The organism is Pseudomonas sp. 1L-B-1-E-C1 (assembly GCF_057291835.1).
The window spans coordinates 534,857-550,620 of the sequence record NZ_JBXAWN010000001.1 but is presented as its reverse complement, the minus strand read 5'-3'; the positions used below and the strand labels follow the sequence as shown (position 1 = coordinate 550,620).

14 protein-coding genes are annotated in these 15,764 nt (G+C 61.2%); 7 read left to right on the top strand and 7 right to left on the bottom strand.

Annotation, left to right across the window (positions count from 1 at the left end; translation table 11 throughout):
- Positions 1-7 precede the first annotated feature (7 nt).
- The 4 genes from AC0Z4S_RS02355 to AC0Z4S_RS02340 are packed head-to-tail and all read right to left on the bottom strand — an operon-like array spanning position 8 to position 5,290.
- The gene (locus AC0Z4S_RS02355) at positions 8-1,768 is read right to left on the bottom strand and encodes an ABC transporter ATP-binding protein (protein WP_485621891.1); all 1,761 of its coding nucleotides are present in this window, start codon (positions 1,766-1,768) and stop codon (positions 8-10) included.
- Entirely contained in the window at positions 1,765-2,964 is a 1,200-nt protein-coding gene (locus AC0Z4S_RS02350) for a glycoside hydrolase family 1 protein (RefSeq protein ID WP_485621890.1), read from the bottom strand. The genes AC0Z4S_RS02355 and AC0Z4S_RS02350 overlap by 4 nt, the downstream gene beginning before the upstream one ends.
- Positions 2,961-4,133, bottom strand: a complete 1,173-nt coding sequence (gene glf / locus AC0Z4S_RS02345) for a UDP-galactopyranose mutase (protein WP_485621889.1) — start codon at positions 4,131-4,133, stop codon at positions 2,961-2,963. Before glf ends, AC0Z4S_RS02350 begins: the two co-directional genes overlap by 4 nt.
- Complete coding sequence (locus AC0Z4S_RS02340) at positions 4,121-5,290, bottom strand: glycosyltransferase family 1 protein (protein ID WP_485621888.1); 1,170 nt, start codon at positions 5,288-5,290, stop codon at positions 4,121-4,123. Before AC0Z4S_RS02340 ends, glf begins: the two co-directional genes overlap by 13 nt.
- Positions 5,291-5,611: 321 nt before the next feature.
- On the opposite strand from AC0Z4S_RS02340, the gene galE reads away from it, so the two are divergent.
- A complete protein-coding gene (gene galE / locus AC0Z4S_RS02335; protein WP_485621887.1) occupies positions 5,612-6,637 on the top strand; it encodes a UDP-glucose 4-epimerase GalE in 1,026 nt (341 codons plus the stop codon).
- A gap of 13 nt (positions 6,638-6,650) precedes the next feature.
- Here the strand turns inward: galE and AC0Z4S_RS02330 are convergent, their stop codons facing one another.
- The gene (locus AC0Z4S_RS02330) at positions 6,651-6,965 is read right to left on the bottom strand and encodes a hypothetical protein (protein ID WP_485621886.1); all 315 of its coding nucleotides are present in this window, start codon (positions 6,963-6,965) and stop codon (positions 6,651-6,653) included.
- Positions 6,966-7,275: 310 nt separating this feature from the next.
- On the opposite strand from AC0Z4S_RS02330, the gene cyoA reads away from it, so the two are divergent.
- The 6 genes from cyoA (at position 7,276) to AC0Z4S_RS02300 (ending at position 13,271) form a co-directional block, all read left to right on the top strand.
- Positions 7,276-8,205 (top strand): ubiquinol oxidase subunit II, encoded by a 930-nt coding sequence (gene cyoA / locus AC0Z4S_RS02325; protein WP_485621885.1) that lies wholly within the window; start codon positions 7,276-7,278, stop codon positions 8,203-8,205.
- A 3-nt stretch (positions 8,206-8,208) separates the two neighbouring features.
- On the top strand, positions 8,209-10,182 hold the full coding sequence (cyoB, locus tag AC0Z4S_RS02320; protein WP_485621884.1) for a cytochrome o ubiquinol oxidase subunit I: 1,974 nt from the start codon (positions 8,209-8,211) through the stop codon (positions 10,180-10,182).
- 2 nt (positions 10,183-10,184) lie between these two features.
- A complete protein-coding gene (locus AC0Z4S_RS02315) occupies positions 10,185-10,799 on the top strand; it encodes a cytochrome o ubiquinol oxidase subunit III (protein ID WP_485621883.1) in 615 nt (204 codons plus the stop codon).
- A 1-nt stretch (position 10,800) separates the two neighbouring features.
- Positions 10,801-11,139 carry a cytochrome o ubiquinol oxidase subunit IV gene (gene cyoD / locus AC0Z4S_RS02310; RefSeq protein ID WP_485621882.1) on the top strand — a complete coding sequence of 113 codons (339 nt, stop codon included), beginning with the start codon at positions 10,801-10,803 and terminating at the stop codon, positions 11,137-11,139.
- 239 nt (positions 11,140-11,378) lie between these two features.
- Positions 11,379-12,554, top strand: coding sequence for an MFS transporter (locus AC0Z4S_RS02305; RefSeq protein WP_485621881.1), 1,176 nt, complete (start codon positions 11,379-11,381; stop codon positions 12,552-12,554).
- Positions 12,555-12,596: 42 nt separating this feature from the next.
- Positions 12,597-13,271 (top strand): polysaccharide lyase family 7 protein, encoded by a 675-nt coding sequence (locus AC0Z4S_RS02300; RefSeq protein ID WP_485621880.1) that lies wholly within the window; start codon positions 12,597-12,599, stop codon positions 13,269-13,271.
- 65 nt (positions 13,272-13,336) lie between these two features.
- Here the strand turns inward: AC0Z4S_RS02300 and AC0Z4S_RS02295 are convergent, their stop codons facing one another.
- Both AC0Z4S_RS02295 and AC0Z4S_RS02290 read right to left on the bottom strand, forming a co-directional pair.
- Complete coding sequence (locus AC0Z4S_RS02295; RefSeq protein WP_485621879.1) at positions 13,337-14,827, bottom strand: aldehyde dehydrogenase; 1,491 nt, start codon at positions 14,825-14,827, stop codon at positions 13,337-13,339.
- Position 14,828: 1 nt separating this feature from the next.
- The gene (locus AC0Z4S_RS02290) at positions 14,829-15,731 is read right to left on the bottom strand and encodes a dihydrodipicolinate synthase family protein (protein WP_485621878.1); all 903 of its coding nucleotides are present in this window, start codon (positions 15,729-15,731) and stop codon (positions 14,829-14,831) included.
- Positions 15,732-15,764 lie beyond the last annotated feature (33 nt).

Genomic DNA, 15,764 nt, shown 5'->3' with positions numbered 1-15,764 from the left:
CCCGCGCTCAACGGTTGTGCACCATCGCCTGCATCTGCCACAGCGTGCGGAACCGTCCCTGACTTTCGCGCAACTCCTGCGGCGTGCCGTCCTGCACTATCTCACCGTCCTCCAGCACCAGCACCCGGTCGAAAGTGGCGATGGTCGAGAGCCGGTGCGCCACCGCGAGGACGGTCCGGCCGCGCATCAGGTTGCTCAATGCACGCTGGATGATCGCTTCGGAATCGGAATCCAGTGCCGAGGTCGCCTCGTCGAGAATCAGGATCGGTGCATCCTTCAGAAACGCCCGCGCCAGCCCCAGACGCTGGCGCTGCCCACCGGACAAGGTCACCCCGCGCTCACCGACCGGGGTGTGATAACCCTGTGGTAGCGCCTGGACGAATTCGTCGCAAAACGCCTGGTGCGCCGCTGCGATGATCTGCTGCTCGGTGGCGTACGGCTGGCCGTAGCCGATGTTTTCCAGAATGCTGCGATTGAACAGCGTCGGCTCTTGCGGCACTACGGCGATCTGTCGGCGCAAACTGTCCTGGCTGACCGAACGGATGTCGCGGTCGTCGATCAGAATTACCCCGCTGCGCACGTCATCCAGGCGTTGCAGCAAACCGAGCAACGTCGATTTTCCCGAGCCCGAAGTGCCGGCAATGCCGACGCTTTGTCCCGCCGGGATATCCAGGAAAAAATGCTCGAAGACCTTACGCCCGTCCGGGTAGGCGTAACTGACGTCGAGCATCTTGATGTGCCCACGGGTCGGCGCCAGTTCCTCCGCGGTGTCGCTGAGTTCGTGGGGCTGGGCGACGATGCCCAGTGTCTCGCTGATGACGCCCATCTGCTGGCTGGTTTCCACCAGGGCCAGCGCCAGTTCGCGCGACCCGTGCAGAATGCGAAAGGTCAACGCGCTGACCATCACCACATCGCCCGCCGTGACCTGCCCCGCTCGCCAGAGCACGATCGCCCAGCCGAGCATGCCCCCCGCCATCACGGTCAGGCAGATGTCGTGCAGCACCCGCGCCTTCTCCATGTACATCCAGCTGCTGCGGTGCGAGTCGGCTTCGATGCCGATCTCGCGCTCCAGGCGCAGACGCTCGCGTTGCCGCCCGGAGAACGCCTTGATCGTCCAGACATTGGACACCAGATCGACGATCTCGCCACCGACCCGCGCCGACTGCGAAGCAAAAGCAATGTGCCGGCTGCGGCCGCGCACGCCGAACACGGTGATCAGCGCGGCGACCACGATCACGCAGCCGACCAGGGCCAGTGCCATCGCCCCGTGCACCGCCAACAGCAAAGCCACGGCGCCGATGAAATCCACGCACGGCGGCACGATGCGCCAGGTCAGCCCGCCATAGACCTTGTCGGCAGCGGCGCCGATCGCCGAGACGCGATTGGCCAGCGAACCGGAGAAGTGCCGCTTGAAATAGCGCATCGGGTGCCCGGTCAGGTGATGAAACAGGTCCACGCGCAGATCGGCGCAACTGCCGACGATGGTGTGGCAGCCGACCCAGCCGCCGAGGCGCCACAGCAGGTTTTCCATCACGATCAACGCCATGAACAGGCCGAACGCGTGCCACACCTGATCCGCCGCCGACCCGGCGGCCATGGCGTCGACCAGCAGTTTCATGCCGTATTGCACCACCACCGCACAGCACGCCGCGCCCATCACCAGTGCGACCATGGCGATGAAGTGCGCCGGACGAATTCTGATATAGCGCCATAAGAATGCCGCGGCTGACGCCGGCAAGGGTTCATCGCGCATTTGCTGGAAGTTCATCTCCCGCGCCCCTCGATGTGCCCGCCATTGACCCTGCGCAAACAGGCAGCAACCCGCTCGGGCACCTGCGCCAGCTCGACGTGCAGCGGGTGAAAGGCCGCGCGCTCGCCCTCGCCATCGGGGTAGCCAAACACGCCGGTGGGGCAATACCGGCCGTTATCCCAACCCGGATAATCGAGAAACGGATACCAGCAAATCCCCTGCACCGGCACACCGCGTTCGAGGGCCAGCAGCGTCTGCTCAAGGATGTAAGCCAGCCACGGCAGGCGTTCTTCATCTTCGGCGCCGGTTTCGGCGATCAGTATTGGCCGCTGATAACGCTGGTGCAATTCCTTGAGCATGCCCGACAACGGTCGAAAATCGCGCTCGCCACGAAGGATGCGCCGGCCGTGGTAATACCATTGGTTATGCGCATAGAAATTCGCGCCGATGATATCCAGGTAATGCTCCTGCCCGCCCAGACCGGGCCATTCACGGCCAGTGAGCAGATCCCATGCCTGAAATTGCGACAGCCGATAGGCTTCGGCCGCTTCGATATCGTCGCTGCGCCTGGAGCCGGCGATCACGTGGATCAACGGATCGCACTGGACAAAACGCGCGTAGGGCGCCTGTTGGCGAATCGCTTCGATCGCAGCGATGCTCGCCCGCACCAGTTGATGCTTGAGTTCCTGCGCGCGCCCGCGGGCGGTCGGGTTGAAGTACGCGACCTCGCCCCCCGCCCAACTCCAGAACGACATCTCGTTGATCGGCGAGTAGAACGGCACGCTGACGCCCTCGTCCATCATCACCTTCGCTGCAGCGGCGGCGAAACGGGCGAAGCGCTCGACGAATGCCGGGCGCCAGAAATCCAGATCATCCGGATAACCGTAATGGCACAGATCCCAGACCACTTGCACCTGCTGCGCTTGCGCGGCTTTGAGCATCGGCACGAAGCTGCTCCAGTCATAGCGACCGGGGCTGCGTTCGATCAGGTGCCAGCGCAAGCCGTCGCGGGCGCAACGAATGTTCAACCCGCTCAGTCGCCGGTAATCCTTGTCCACCCAGCGCGCGTGTCCGGTGTCGGCCAGCAGGTCAAGTCGTCGACCATCCTGGCGGCGCTGACTGGAACATTCGAAACCGGCCATGACGAAGCTGCTGAAGATCGAATGAGCGCCTGCGCCGGGCTCGGGTTCGTCGCCTTTCGGCTGCGCGGTCATGAAGCATCGGTCTCGGTTGCAGCAGTAGTGGGTGCGTTCGCCGCCTGAATATCCCGATACAGAGCCAGCGCCTGCCCCACCACCTGGTCCATGTTGTAGTACTTGTAGGTGCCCAGTCGCCCGAGAAAAGTGACGTTCGGAACCTGCTCGGCGAGTGCGCGATAACGTTTGTACAGCTCAGCGTTTTCCGCGCGCGGCACCGGGTAATACGGGTCGCCGTCGTCACACGGGTATTCGAAAGTAATGCTGGTGCACGGGTGCGTCTGGCCGGTCAGGTGTTTGTATTCAGTGATGCGGGTGTACGGCACGTCCGGGTGCGGATAATTCACCACCGCTACCGGCTGATAGTGCTCCTGCTCGAGGGTTTGGTGCTCGAAGCGCAAGGACCGGTACGGCAAGCGGCCCAACTGGAAATCGAAGTATTCGTCGATCGGACCGCAGTAGATCAGATGCTCGTACTTCACCTCGTCGCGCACAGCCTTGAAATCCGTACTGAGCAACAGATCGATGTTCGGGTGATCGAGCATGCGTTCGAACATTTGCGTGTAGCCGCCCGTGGGCATGATCTGGAAGGTGTCGCCGAAATAGCGGTCGTCTTCGCTGGTCCGCGTCGGAATGCGCGAGGTCACCGATTTGTCCAGCTGCGAGGGATCCAGCCCCCATTGCTTGCGCGTGTAGCCGCGGAAGAATTTCTCGTAGAGTTCACGGCCGATCTGATTGACCACCACGTCTTCAGAGGTGCGAATCGACGCCACCGGTTCGGCGCGTTCGGCAAGGAACACCTCGGCTTCCTCGGAGGACATCGACAATCCGTACAGCGTGTTCAGGGTGGTCAGATTGATCGGGATCGGCACCAGCTGGCCGTCGACCTGGGCGAGGACTCGATGCTCGTAAGGTCGCCATTCAGTGAAGCGCGACAGGTAGTCGACGATGCGCTGCGCGTTGGTGTGAAAGATGTGCGGGCCATAACGATGCACCAGCACACCGGCGGCGTCGTAGTGATCGTAGGCATTGCCGGCGATGTGCGGGCGCCGGTCGATCAGCAATACCCGATGACCCAATCCTTCGGCCAGACGCTCGGCGATGACACTGCCGGCGAACCCGGCGCCGACGATCAGGTAGTCGTAGGACTGGCAGGACTTTGCCGCCTCAAGGCTTATCGTAGGCATTCGATCTGCTCCTGCATGAAGCGACTGGTGCTGTCCCACGACATGCCGGCGATGGCGGCATCGGCGCACTGCAGAAATTCGATGGTGCCTTTGAGTGGCAAAGCTTTTTCGATCGCCTCGACAAAAGCCTCGCCAGTGGCGGCAATGAACACCGCGCCGCTCTCGCCGTAGCCGCTGACCACGTCGTGAATCGGCGTCGACACCACCGGGCAGCCACCGGCCAGATATTCCGGGGTTTTGGTCGGGCTGATGTAGCGCGTGGACCCATTGAGGGCGAACGGCATCAGCGCCACGTCCCAGCCAGCGAGGTAGTCCGGCAGCTCGGCGTATTGCTTGCCACCAAGATAATGAATGTTCGGCCGTTGCGGCAGGGTTTGCGGGTCGATCTTCACCACCGGCCCGATCAGCACGATCTGCCAGTCGGGGCGCATCGTCGCGACGCGCTCGATCAGTTCGATATCGAAGCGTTCGTCGATCACACCGAAGAAGCCCAGACGCGGCCGCGCTATCGCGGCCTGATCCGGCGGTTCCGGCAATGCCTGCCGCGCCGCGGCGAAATGGGCGATGTCGACGCTGCTCGGCACCGGATAGGCATTGCCGTGCTGGCGCTGCTTGACCTCCCACAGACTGACGCCGCCGGTAAACACCACGTCGGCCCGGGCCAGCAGTTGCCGTTCCATGTCTAGCAATTGCGCGGGCGCGCCCATGAAGGCGGACAGTTCATCCATGCAGTCATAGACGGTGACCCGCGCGTCGAGGTGCTCGGTAAACAGCAGACTCATCGGCGTGAGGTACCACAGCAGCAGATCGCCCTGAACGTGGCCGGCGAGGTGCTCATCGAGCAATTGCCTCTGCGCCTGAGCAATCGCCTCGCCACTCATGCCGATCGGCAACTGCGGCACCGCGACTTCTATCCCTGCGGCCGGATTCGACAGTTCGAGTCTGGGCGTGGCGTCTTCTATAAATACCGGCTCTTCGAAAAACACCACGTCGTAGTGTTTCGCCAGTCGCGACATCACGTGCTGCGGCCGCTGATAGACAAAGCCCCAGCGCAGATGCGAGAGGCACACCAGCGTGGGCCGCACCTGGAGGGATGTTTCGAGAGCATTCTGCGCACTCGCCAGTGCGAGCGCCTCGGGTTGTTCTGCAAGGTTCATGGCGAAAATTCCTCATCGGGGAAAACAAGTCGACACAGTGCCGAGCCACCGGGCCGTCTCACTTGTCGGCACTGCAAGTGCAGGGCATTTCTCGATGAGGCCGTAAGGCTCTTGAAGGTTGGAATAGCGGCCTTCACACGTCGTTCAGCCCAACCTTGAGCGCAGCCGATGAACTGCACATACCGGCCGGCAAACGAAGTTGAACTCGCCGGACTATCCATCCCCTACCGTCCAGGACAACATGGTTTTTGCCGCCGCACAGGCGCCTCGAAACCATGCACAAAGCCATCGGCCGATGGCAGCACTTGTGAGGGCGGGCGCATGATCTTGATTACCGGTGGTGCGGGATACATTGGTGCGCACGTCGCACTGCAATGGCTGGGCAACGGCGAGGACGTGTTGATTCTCGACAACTTGTGCAACAGCCAGCGCGCGGCGATCGAGCGCATCAGTACCCTGGCCGGAAAACGGCCGGAGTTCATTCAGGGTGATGTGCGCAATCGACGACTGCTCGATAACCTTTTCCGCGATTACCCGATCGATGCCGTGGTGCACTGCGCCGGGTTGAAAGCCGTCGGTGAAAGCGTGCGTGAACCCCTGCGCTATTTCGACACCAATGTCGGCGGCAGCCTGACCTTGTGCCAGGCCATGGCTCAGGCCAAGGTGTTCCACCTGTTGTTCAGTTCATCGGCCACTGTTTACGGCGACTGCGCCACCCTGCCGATCAACGAAAACTGCGCCACAGGTCAGCCGACCAATCCCTACGGCATGTCGAAACTGATGTCGGAAAACATCATGAAGAGTGTCGCCAGCTCCGATCCGCGCTGGTCGATCGGCCTGCTGCGCTATTTCAATCCGATCGGTGCGCACCCTTCCGGCCTGCTCGGCGAGGCGCCCACCAGCACGCCGAACAACCTGCTGCCCTATCTGCTGGAAGTTGCCAGTGGCCAGCGGGCGCAGCTGTCAGTGTTCGGCAACGATTACCCGACTCCGGACGGCACCGGCATTCGCGATTATCTGCACGTGGTCGACCTCGCGCTCGGGCATGTGTGCGCACTCGATGCCCTGCGCGATCGCCATGGCATGAGCATCTGGAACCTCGGTACCGGGCGCGGCTATTCGGTGCTCGAGGTGGTCAGCGCTTTCGAACAGGTCACTGGCATCAAGATCCCGTTGCGTATTGAAGCGCGGCGTCCGGGCGACATCGCACGCTGCTGGGCGGACCCGCAAAAAGCCCTCGAAGAATTGGGCTGGCAGGCGAGCCGCTCACTGCCGTGCATGCTCGCCGATGCCTGGCGCTGGCAATGCAATCAGCGCGGGCTGGTTGACGTGCGCCAGGCCAATTGAACGTTGCGCACGGTCATTCATTGTCGTGACCGTGCGCGTCGGCACAGGTCAATCGTCCGGACTCGCCGCCGGCAATTCGTTCTGCCTGGTCGATACCGCGCTTGAGCGCGTCTTCGACTTCCCACTCGACGCCGGGCAATTTTCTGATGCGCTCGTAGGCGCATTCGCCGGTCGCGGTGTAGACGCTGATGAACATTTCCACGTCGCCGTCATCAGCCTCCCGCGCCCTGACTTCGATGTGGCAACCGTTTTCGACTTCTTCCGTATGACATTTCTCAGGCCTTTCCCTGGCCTGCCATTTTTCGAAGATCTCACCGCGTCTGAACATGGCGTACTCCTGAACTTGATCTCTTCAAATGCGCCCTCTCACATCACGAATCGCGGTTTGTCGAAAAGGCATTTTCAGCATAGCCCGCCCGTAATCCCTCGCCGTTTCGCTCGTTCAACCGTTCGTCAGCTTGTGAAACATTCTGTAAAACCATCGCCCGAATGCCTATTCAAAAAGTTCGAGGCCCAGGCGAGCACAAGTACAACTCGTTATTCAGCCGAAGGTGATAAGCCGGTTCAGAAACAGTGATTTCTGTCCTTGGCCAAGTGTTGCCCGAACAAACAGGGATCGATATACAACAGGGGGATGTATGAAGCGAATCATCAGCCATTGCCTGGTCTATCTCGCTGGCAGCGCTCTGCTCGCCGGTTGCAATCTGGTGGTGTTCAACCCCAAGGGTGATGTCGCCCGTGATGAGCGCGACCTGATCATCCTCGCCACCGGTCTGATGCTGCTGGTGGTCATCCCTGTCATCGTCATGACCTTCCTCTTCGCTTACCGCTATCGCGCCACCAACAAGAAAGCACGCTATTCGCCGCGCTGGGCCAGTTCGCACAAAATCGAAGCCGTGGTCTGGGGCGTGCCGTTTCTGATCATCTGCGTGCTGGGCTGGGTGACCTGGGAAACCACCCATGCACTGGACCCGTATCAACCGCTGGATTCGGACGTGCCAACGGTAAAAGTGCAAGTGGTGGCGACCGACTGGAAATGGCTGTTCATCTATCCCGACCTCGGCATCGCCTCGGTCAATGAACTGGCGATCCCGGTGAACACGCCGGTGAGCTTTACCGTCACCTCCGACGCGGCGATGACTTCGTTCTTTATTCCAGCCCTCGGCGGGCAGATCTATGCCATGGCCGGCATGCAGACCAGGTTGCATTTGATCGCCAATGAAATCGGCCAGTATCGCGGTATCGCCGCCAACTATAACGGCCACGGTTTCTCCGACATGCACTTCAGCACCCTGGCACTCAGCGGCGCGGACTACGAAGCCTGGGTCAACAAAGTCAAATCAGCTCCTCGCCAGCTGGATCAAACCAGCTACGCAGAATTGGCCAAGCCCTCAGTGGCACACAAGATCACTTATTACTCGGCTGTGCAGGAGCGACTGTTTCTCGACATCGTCGACAAGTACGAAGGCATGAACAAGGCACCGCGCAAAAAGGACACCCAGGTGCAACGCAACAGCGACGACGCACGCGTCAATCAACAACCGAGTCTGCTGGCCGAGGAGCGTTAAATCATGTTCGGAAAACTTTCTTGGGACGCGGTGCCCTTCGACGAACCCATCGTCATGTACACCCTGGCCATCGTCGGCCTGATGGGTTTCGCGCTGGTCGGCACCATCACCTGGAAACGCAAGTGGGGTTACATCTGGCGCGAGTGGTTCACCTCGGTCGATCACAAGAAAATCGGCTGCATGTACATCATCGTCGCGCTGGTGATGCTCCTGCGTGGTTTCTCCGACGCGATCATGATGCGCACCCAGCAGGCCATGGCCTCCAGTGGCGGGCCGGGCTATCTGCCGCCGGAACACTACGACCAGATCTTCACCGCCCACGGCGTGATCATGATTTTCTTCATGGCCATGCCGTTCGTGGTCGGCCTGATGAACATCGTCGTGCCGCTGCAGATCGGCGCACGTGATGTGGCCTATCCGTTCCTCAATGCGCTGAGCTTCTGGCTGTTCGTGGTGGGTGCGGCGCTGGTGAATATCTCCCTCGGCGTCGGTGAATTCGCCCGCACCGGTTGGGTCGCCTACCCGCCCCTGTCCGAACTTGGCTACAGCCCCGGCGTCGGGGTGGATTACTACATCTGGTCATTACAGATATCCGGCATAGGGACGTTGCTTACCGGGGTCAACTTCTTCGTGACCATCCTGAAGATGCGTACCGAGGGCATGACCCTGTTCAAGATGCCGGTGTTCACCTGGAACGCGCTGTGCACCTCGATCCTGATTCTCGCCGCGTTCCCGATTCTCACCGCGACCCTACTGATGCTGACCCTCGATCGTTACCTGGGCATGCATTTCTTTACCAACGAGGCCGGCGGCAACCCGATGATGTACGTCAACCTGATCTGGGCATGGGGCCATCCGGAGGTGTACATCCTGATCCTGCCGGCGTTCGGGATCTTCTCGGAGATCGCCGCGACCTTCAGCAGCAAGCGGCTGTTTGGTTATGTCTCGCTGGTGTGGGCGACCATCTCGATTACCATCCTCTCGTTCGTCGTCTGGCTGCACCACTTCTTCACCATGGGCGCCGGGGCCAACGTCAATGCGTTCTTCGGCATCATGACGATGATCATTGCGGTGCCGACCGGGGTGAAAATCTTCACCTGGCTGTTCACCATGTATCGCGGCCGCGTGCGCTTCGAAACACCGATGCTGTGGACGCTGGGCTTTATCGTCACGTTCAGTATCGGCGGCATGACCGGCGTGCTGCTGGCGGTGCCCGGTGCCGACTTCCTGCTGCACAACAGCCTGTTCCTGATCGCCCACTTCCATAACGTGATCATCGGTGGCGCGGTGTTCGGCTACATGGCCGGGCTGACCTACTGGTTCCCGAAAGCCTTTGGCTTTCGCCTCAACGACCGCCTCGGGCGCATCTCGTTCTGGTGCTGGCTGGTCGGTTTCTACTTCGCGTTCATGCCGTCCTACGTGCTCGGTTTCATGGGCATGACCCGCCGCCTCAACCATTTCGACAACCCGGCGTGGCAACCGTGGTTGCTGCTGGAGCTGGTCGGCGTCGGCATTATTCTCTGCGGCGTGGCGACACAGTTGATGCAGCTCTACGTGAGCATCCGCAACCGTGCCAAGTACCGCGACCTTACCGGCGACCCTTGGGATGGCCGCACGCTGGAATGGGCCACGGCCTCGCCGCCGCCGTTCTACAACTTCGCCGAGCAACCGAAAGTCAACGACCTCGACGCCTACTGGGGCATGAAGGAGCGTGGCGTCAGCACCCTCAGCCACACCGACTATCGCGCGATTCATATGCCGCGCAATACCTCCGCTGGCTTGGTGATCAGTGTGTTCGCGCTGATCTGCAGCTTCGCCCTGGTCTGGCATATCTGGTGGCTGGCGATCTTCGGTCTGGTCGCGTCAGTGGTGGCGATGGTGGTGCGCAGCTACGACGAAGACATCGACTATTTCGTCCCGGCACAGGAAGTGGCGCGGATTGAAAAAGCGCGTCTCAAAAATCTGGCGGAGGCTTGAACATGTCCAACATCGTTCTGGATAAAGACATCGCGCACAGCCATGAACATGGCCACGAAGACGCGGGGTCGATGCGCATTTTCGGCTTCTGGATCTACCTGATGACCGACTGCATCCTCTTCGCCACGCTGTTCGCCGGCTATGCCGTGTCGCGCGACAGCGTGGCTGGCGGGCCTTCGACCGTCGACATTTTCGAACTGCCCTACGTCCTCGCCGAAACCGCGTTGCTGCTGCTCAGCAGCATCACTTACGGCTACGCGATGCTGGCGATGAACCGCAATGACAAAGCCCACGTGCTGCGCTGGCTCGGCGTCACTTTCGTCCTGGGTTGCGGCTTCATCGCCATGGAGATCAATGAATTCCATCATCTGATCGAAGAAGGCTACGGGCCGGATCGCAGCGGTTTCCTTACCGCGTTTTTCACCCTGGTCGGCACCCACGGCGCGCACGTGCTCAGCGGTCTGGTGTGGATGGCGGTATTGATGGCGCAGATCAGCGGTCGCGGCCTGACCAATACCAACACCACGCGGCTGAGTTGCCTGAGCCTGTTCTGGCACTTCCTCGACGTGGTGTGGATCTGTGTGTTTACCGTGGTTTATCTGCTGGGGGTGGTGTGACATGTATAACCAGAGCCCGATTCATAGCAGTGCCGGGACCAGCCATGGCACCAGTCGTTCGTACATGGTCGGTTTCATCATTTCGGTGATCCTGACGGTGATTCCCTTTGGCCTGGTCATGTACCCGACCTTGCCGCGCAGCGTCACCGCGTGGGTGGTGGTTGCGCTGGGCGTGGTGCAGGTTTTCGCTCACCTCAAATACTTCCTGCACCTGGACACCGCCAAGGAACAGCGCTGGAACCTCAGGGCGCTGATCTTTTCGGTGGTGATCATTCTGCTGCTGGTCGGGCTTTCGCTATGGATCATGGGCAGCATCCACCACAACATGCTGGCGCACTGAAGCCGCTGGATGGAGGGCTGCCCTCGCCCATTGCTCTACCATCCATCGGGTGTAGCGGAAAATCATCAAACGCAGGTGCAAGTCCGTTATCAGAACCGGTAACGACTTCAGCAACAGACAACCTCGAGGACACTCATGGCTAATGATCCTTCCACCTCCGATTGCGCCTGCCCGGTGTGCACCTGCGAGTGCGGCGTTGACTGTTTATACGCCCCCCGCGCCAGCGATCCGCTTTTACCGTGAGTCTTGATCGACGCAGCCTCAATCTGGTCGCGGCCGCGTTCGCGCTGACGGCGTTGTCCTATGGCCTGGCACGCTTCGCTTATGGCCTGTTGCTGCCGCAGATTCGTCAGGATCTGGAGCTGAGCGTGTCCGCTGCCGGCTGGATCGGCGGCAGCGCGTTTGCCGCTTACTGTGTGGGCATCGTTGCGACGTTTGTCTGCAACGGCAAGGTCAGTCCGCGCGGGTTGACCGTGATGGCCGGCGCCGCTGCGACGCTGGGGATGGGCCTGGTGGTTTTCGCTTCGTCGGGGTTGGCGTTGGGCTGCGGCGTGGCGCTGGCGGGATTGAGCACGGGTCTGACCTCGCCACCACTGGCGAGCGCAGTGGCGGCGCGTCTGGATGATGCGGATCGTCCGCGAGCGAATGGCTTTATCAATGCCGGGACGGCGGTCGGTATCGTTTTTTCCGGCCTGGCCGCGATATTGGCGGCCGGGCAATGGCGGCAGCTCTATGCGCTGTTTGCCCTGATCGGCATCGGCGTCACGGTCTGGTTGTGGTTTGCCGTACCGCGCCGGGTTCAGCATGAGGCCACGCAGAGTTTTTCTCTGCTCATGCTGCGTCGGCCCGGGGTGCTGCCCTTGTGCGCCAGCGCTTTCCTGATGGGGTTGGCGAGCACGGCTGTCTGGACGTTCGGTGCCGACATCCTGCGCAGCCAGGCCGGTTTCAGCGATCAGTCGATCGCCTGGGCATGGATAGTGTTGGGCGCTGCGGGAATCAGCGGCTGCATGACCGGCGTGCTCACGGGCCGCTTTGGCGTGGCACGCATGCAGCATCTGGCGCTGGCCGGCATTGGCCTCGGCACGTTGGGCCTCGCTGCCGCTTCTGTTTCAGCCGGATCGGGCCTTGCAGCGATGTGCCTGTTTGGCGCGGCGTATATCGTTTCGTCAGGTGTTTATCTGCTGCAAGGCATCAACCTGTTGCCGGATCGCCCGGACCTGGGACTGGGCGTACCGTTTCTGCTGTTGGCCCTCGGTCAAACCGCCGGCACGCCGATTTTCGGCGCGGTGCTGGAGGCTGCTGGCGTGACCGTTGCCCTGTGTGTTTTTGCGGCGGCCGCGTGCGTCGCCATGCTGCTGAGCCCGAGAGGTGGTGAAAGTCCGCGCCAGCAAATGTGCGGATCAGGAATGACCTGAGGCTTGGAGCGCCAATGATTTTTATCGTCAGGAGTAGAAACCATGGCCGTAAATATCAGCAATCTCACCCTCTCCACCCCGGTTCCCGTCTCGGCAACCAACCCCGTGGCACTGGAGCTCAACGGCGCCGAGGCCATTGCGCAATTCCCCAGTATCGTCACGGTGCTGCCGGACGGCTCGCTGCAACTGTCCGCGCCGACCAAAGGCGCCTCAAGCAAAAGCACCCACCGCACCCGCTGCGAATGGAAAGAGTCCTTCTATTGGTCGCTGGCCAGCGCCGCTGACCACCTCAACTATCAGGAAATGACCGTGACCAAGGTCAACTCTGCGCAGAAAGTCGTTATCTCGCAGATGCATGTGAAAAACGACGACAGCCCGGCCATCAAGGTGTTCTGGCAGAAAGGCAACATCACCATGGGCTTCCGCCAGAGCTTCAACCAGCCGACCCCGGTCAACACCACGGTTCTCAAAGGCGTGCCGCTGGGCGCGAAGTTCAAGGTGACCCTTCGCGCCAACGCTGCCGGCGTGGCCCGAGTTACCGTCGACTACAACGGCGTTGTCGGCACCTCGGGTGATTTGCAGCTCGACTCAACCTGGAACTCGCAGGTGTTCAACTTCCACGGCGGCGTCTACAACCAGATCGACTACACCGATGCCACGCCGCCCGAGGATGGCTCGATCTGCATCATCAGTGATTTGCTGATATCGCATACCTAGGTGCGCAAACGCACAAGGGCCTGCGCAGCTTTCGCTGGCAGGCCCTCGTGTAGATCCAGCGCCAATTACGACGCGTCGATCCAGATGGTTTTCAGTTCAGTGTATTGGTCGTGGGCCCAGATCGACTTGTCGCGCCCGCCGAATCCCGACTCCTTGTACCCGCCGAATGGCGTCGAGGCATCCCCCTCGCCGAAGCAATTGACCGTGACGATCCCGGCGCGAATGCCGCGCGACAGTTTCAGCGCGTGGCGCAGGTTGCCGGTATACGCCGAAGCGGCCAATCCATAAGCCGTGTCGTTGGCCAGGGCGATGGCTTCATCGATTGTCTGAAAGGTCGTGACGCTCAGCACCGGGCCGAAGATCTCTTCCTGGAACAGGCGACTGTCACGGCTGACGCCATCGACGATGGTCGGCTCGACGAAAATATCGTTGCGGGTCTGGCCGCCCACCAGCACGTTGAGCTCTTCGTCGCGAGCCACATCGAGATACGAGCGCACCTTGTCGAAATGCGCCTTGCTGATCATCGAACCCAAGCGATTTTCCGGGTCAAGCGGATCGCCCATTTTCCAGTCGCCGAGGTGCGCCTGCACGCGCTGCAAGAGTTCCTCCTTGATGTCGGCGTGGACGATCAGCCGCGACGAGGCCGAGCAGTTTTCGCCCATGTTCCAGAACGCGCCATTGACCACATGCTGGGCGACGACGTCGATGTCTTCGACATCATTCATCACCACCGCCGGGTTCTTGCCGCCGCACTCCAGCACGATGCGCTTGAGGTTGGATTCGCTGGAGTATTTGAGGAACAGCCGCCCGGTATCGGTCGAGCCGGTGAAGCTGACCATTGCCACGTCGGGGTGGCGACCCAACGGCTCGCCCGCCTCTTTACCGCCGCCGGGCACGACGTTGAACACGCCGGCGGGAATCCCCGCCTGATGCGCCAGTTCGGCAACGCGCAAGGTGCTCAGGGTGGTTTCCTTGGCCGGTTTGACCACGATCGAACAGCCTGCGGCCAGCGACGGGCCGATTTTCCAGGCGAGCATCAGCAGCGGGAAATTCCACGGCAGCACCAGACCGACCACGCCGATCGGCTCGCGCACGACCATGGTCACCGCGCCGGAACCGACTGGCGCCGTGGCGTCGTAGATCTTGTCGATCAGCTCGGCGTGCCAGCGCAAGGTATGGATGGTCTCCGGCACGTCGATGGTCTGGCATTCACGGATCGGCTTGCCGCTGTCGAGGCTTTCCAGCACCGCCAGCTCATGGGCGTTGTCCTCGAGCAATTGGGCAAAGCGCAGCAACACCGACTTGCGCGCCGAGGGTGCGAGTGAATGCCAGCGGCCGTCATCGAACGCTGCTTTCGCGGCTGCAACGGCCTGATCGATATCTTCGGCATCACAGGCGGCAATCTCGCTCAGCACCTGTTCGGTGGCCGGATTGCTCGTGGTGAAGGTCTTGCCGGATTTTGCCGGGGTAAAGCGACCATCGATAAAAGCCTGATGGCGAAACTCCAGCTGCGCCGCCAGTTCACGGTATTGCTCTTTACTCAGCAGGTCTGCCATTTCAAGCCTCCTCGACAATGCGTGCGACGTTCTTCTGCAGGGTTTCAATCACGATTTTAAGTTGCGCTTTCTCGGCAGGTTCCAGCGCTTGCAGCGGCGCGCGAACACCGCCGGCACGCAGGCCGCTGAGTTCGCTGCCATGCTTGATCGACTGCACGAACTTGCCACTTTCGAGGACGTCCATCAGCGGCAACATCGCCGACATGATCCGCCGGCCCTTGTCGAAGTTCTTCTCCAGAACACAGGCTTCGTACAGCGCAATGTGTTCACGCGGGATGAAGTTGGAACCGGCGCAGACCCAGCTGCGCGCGCCCCAGGCGAAGAACTCCAGCGCCTGATCATCCCAGCCGCAGGACATTTGGATATCGGGGTGCGAGTGAGCCAGACGATGCAGGCGGCTGGTTTCGCCCGAGCTTTCCTTGATCGCGGCGATGTTTTTGCAATCGGCAATGGCAGCGAAGAATTCATCGCCCATCGCGACGCCCATCCGCGACGGATAGTTGTAAAGCATGATCGGCAGACCGGCGGCCTTGTCCACGGCGAGGACGTGGGCGGCGATCTCCTTCTGGGTCGGCAAGGCATAGGGCGGTGAGCCGACCAGGATCGCGTCTGCTTGCAATGCCTTGGCCTGCTCGGCGAAGTACACCGAATCCTCGGTACGGATGCCGCCGGTACCGACCACCAGTGGCAGGCGCCCGCGAATCACCTCTTTTGCGCGCCGGGCCACAGCGACCCGCTCTTCTGCGGTGTGCGCGTAATACTCGCCGGTCGACCCGCCGATCACGATGCCGTGCACCCCGGACTCGATCAGGTATTCGATCACCTCGGAGAACGCCGCATAGTCGATCTGGCCATCGGCGGACAACGGGGTAATGGCCGGGGTAAAGATTCCATCAAAGTTCATCGCGTTTTCTCCAGGTCAATATTCAGGATTTCG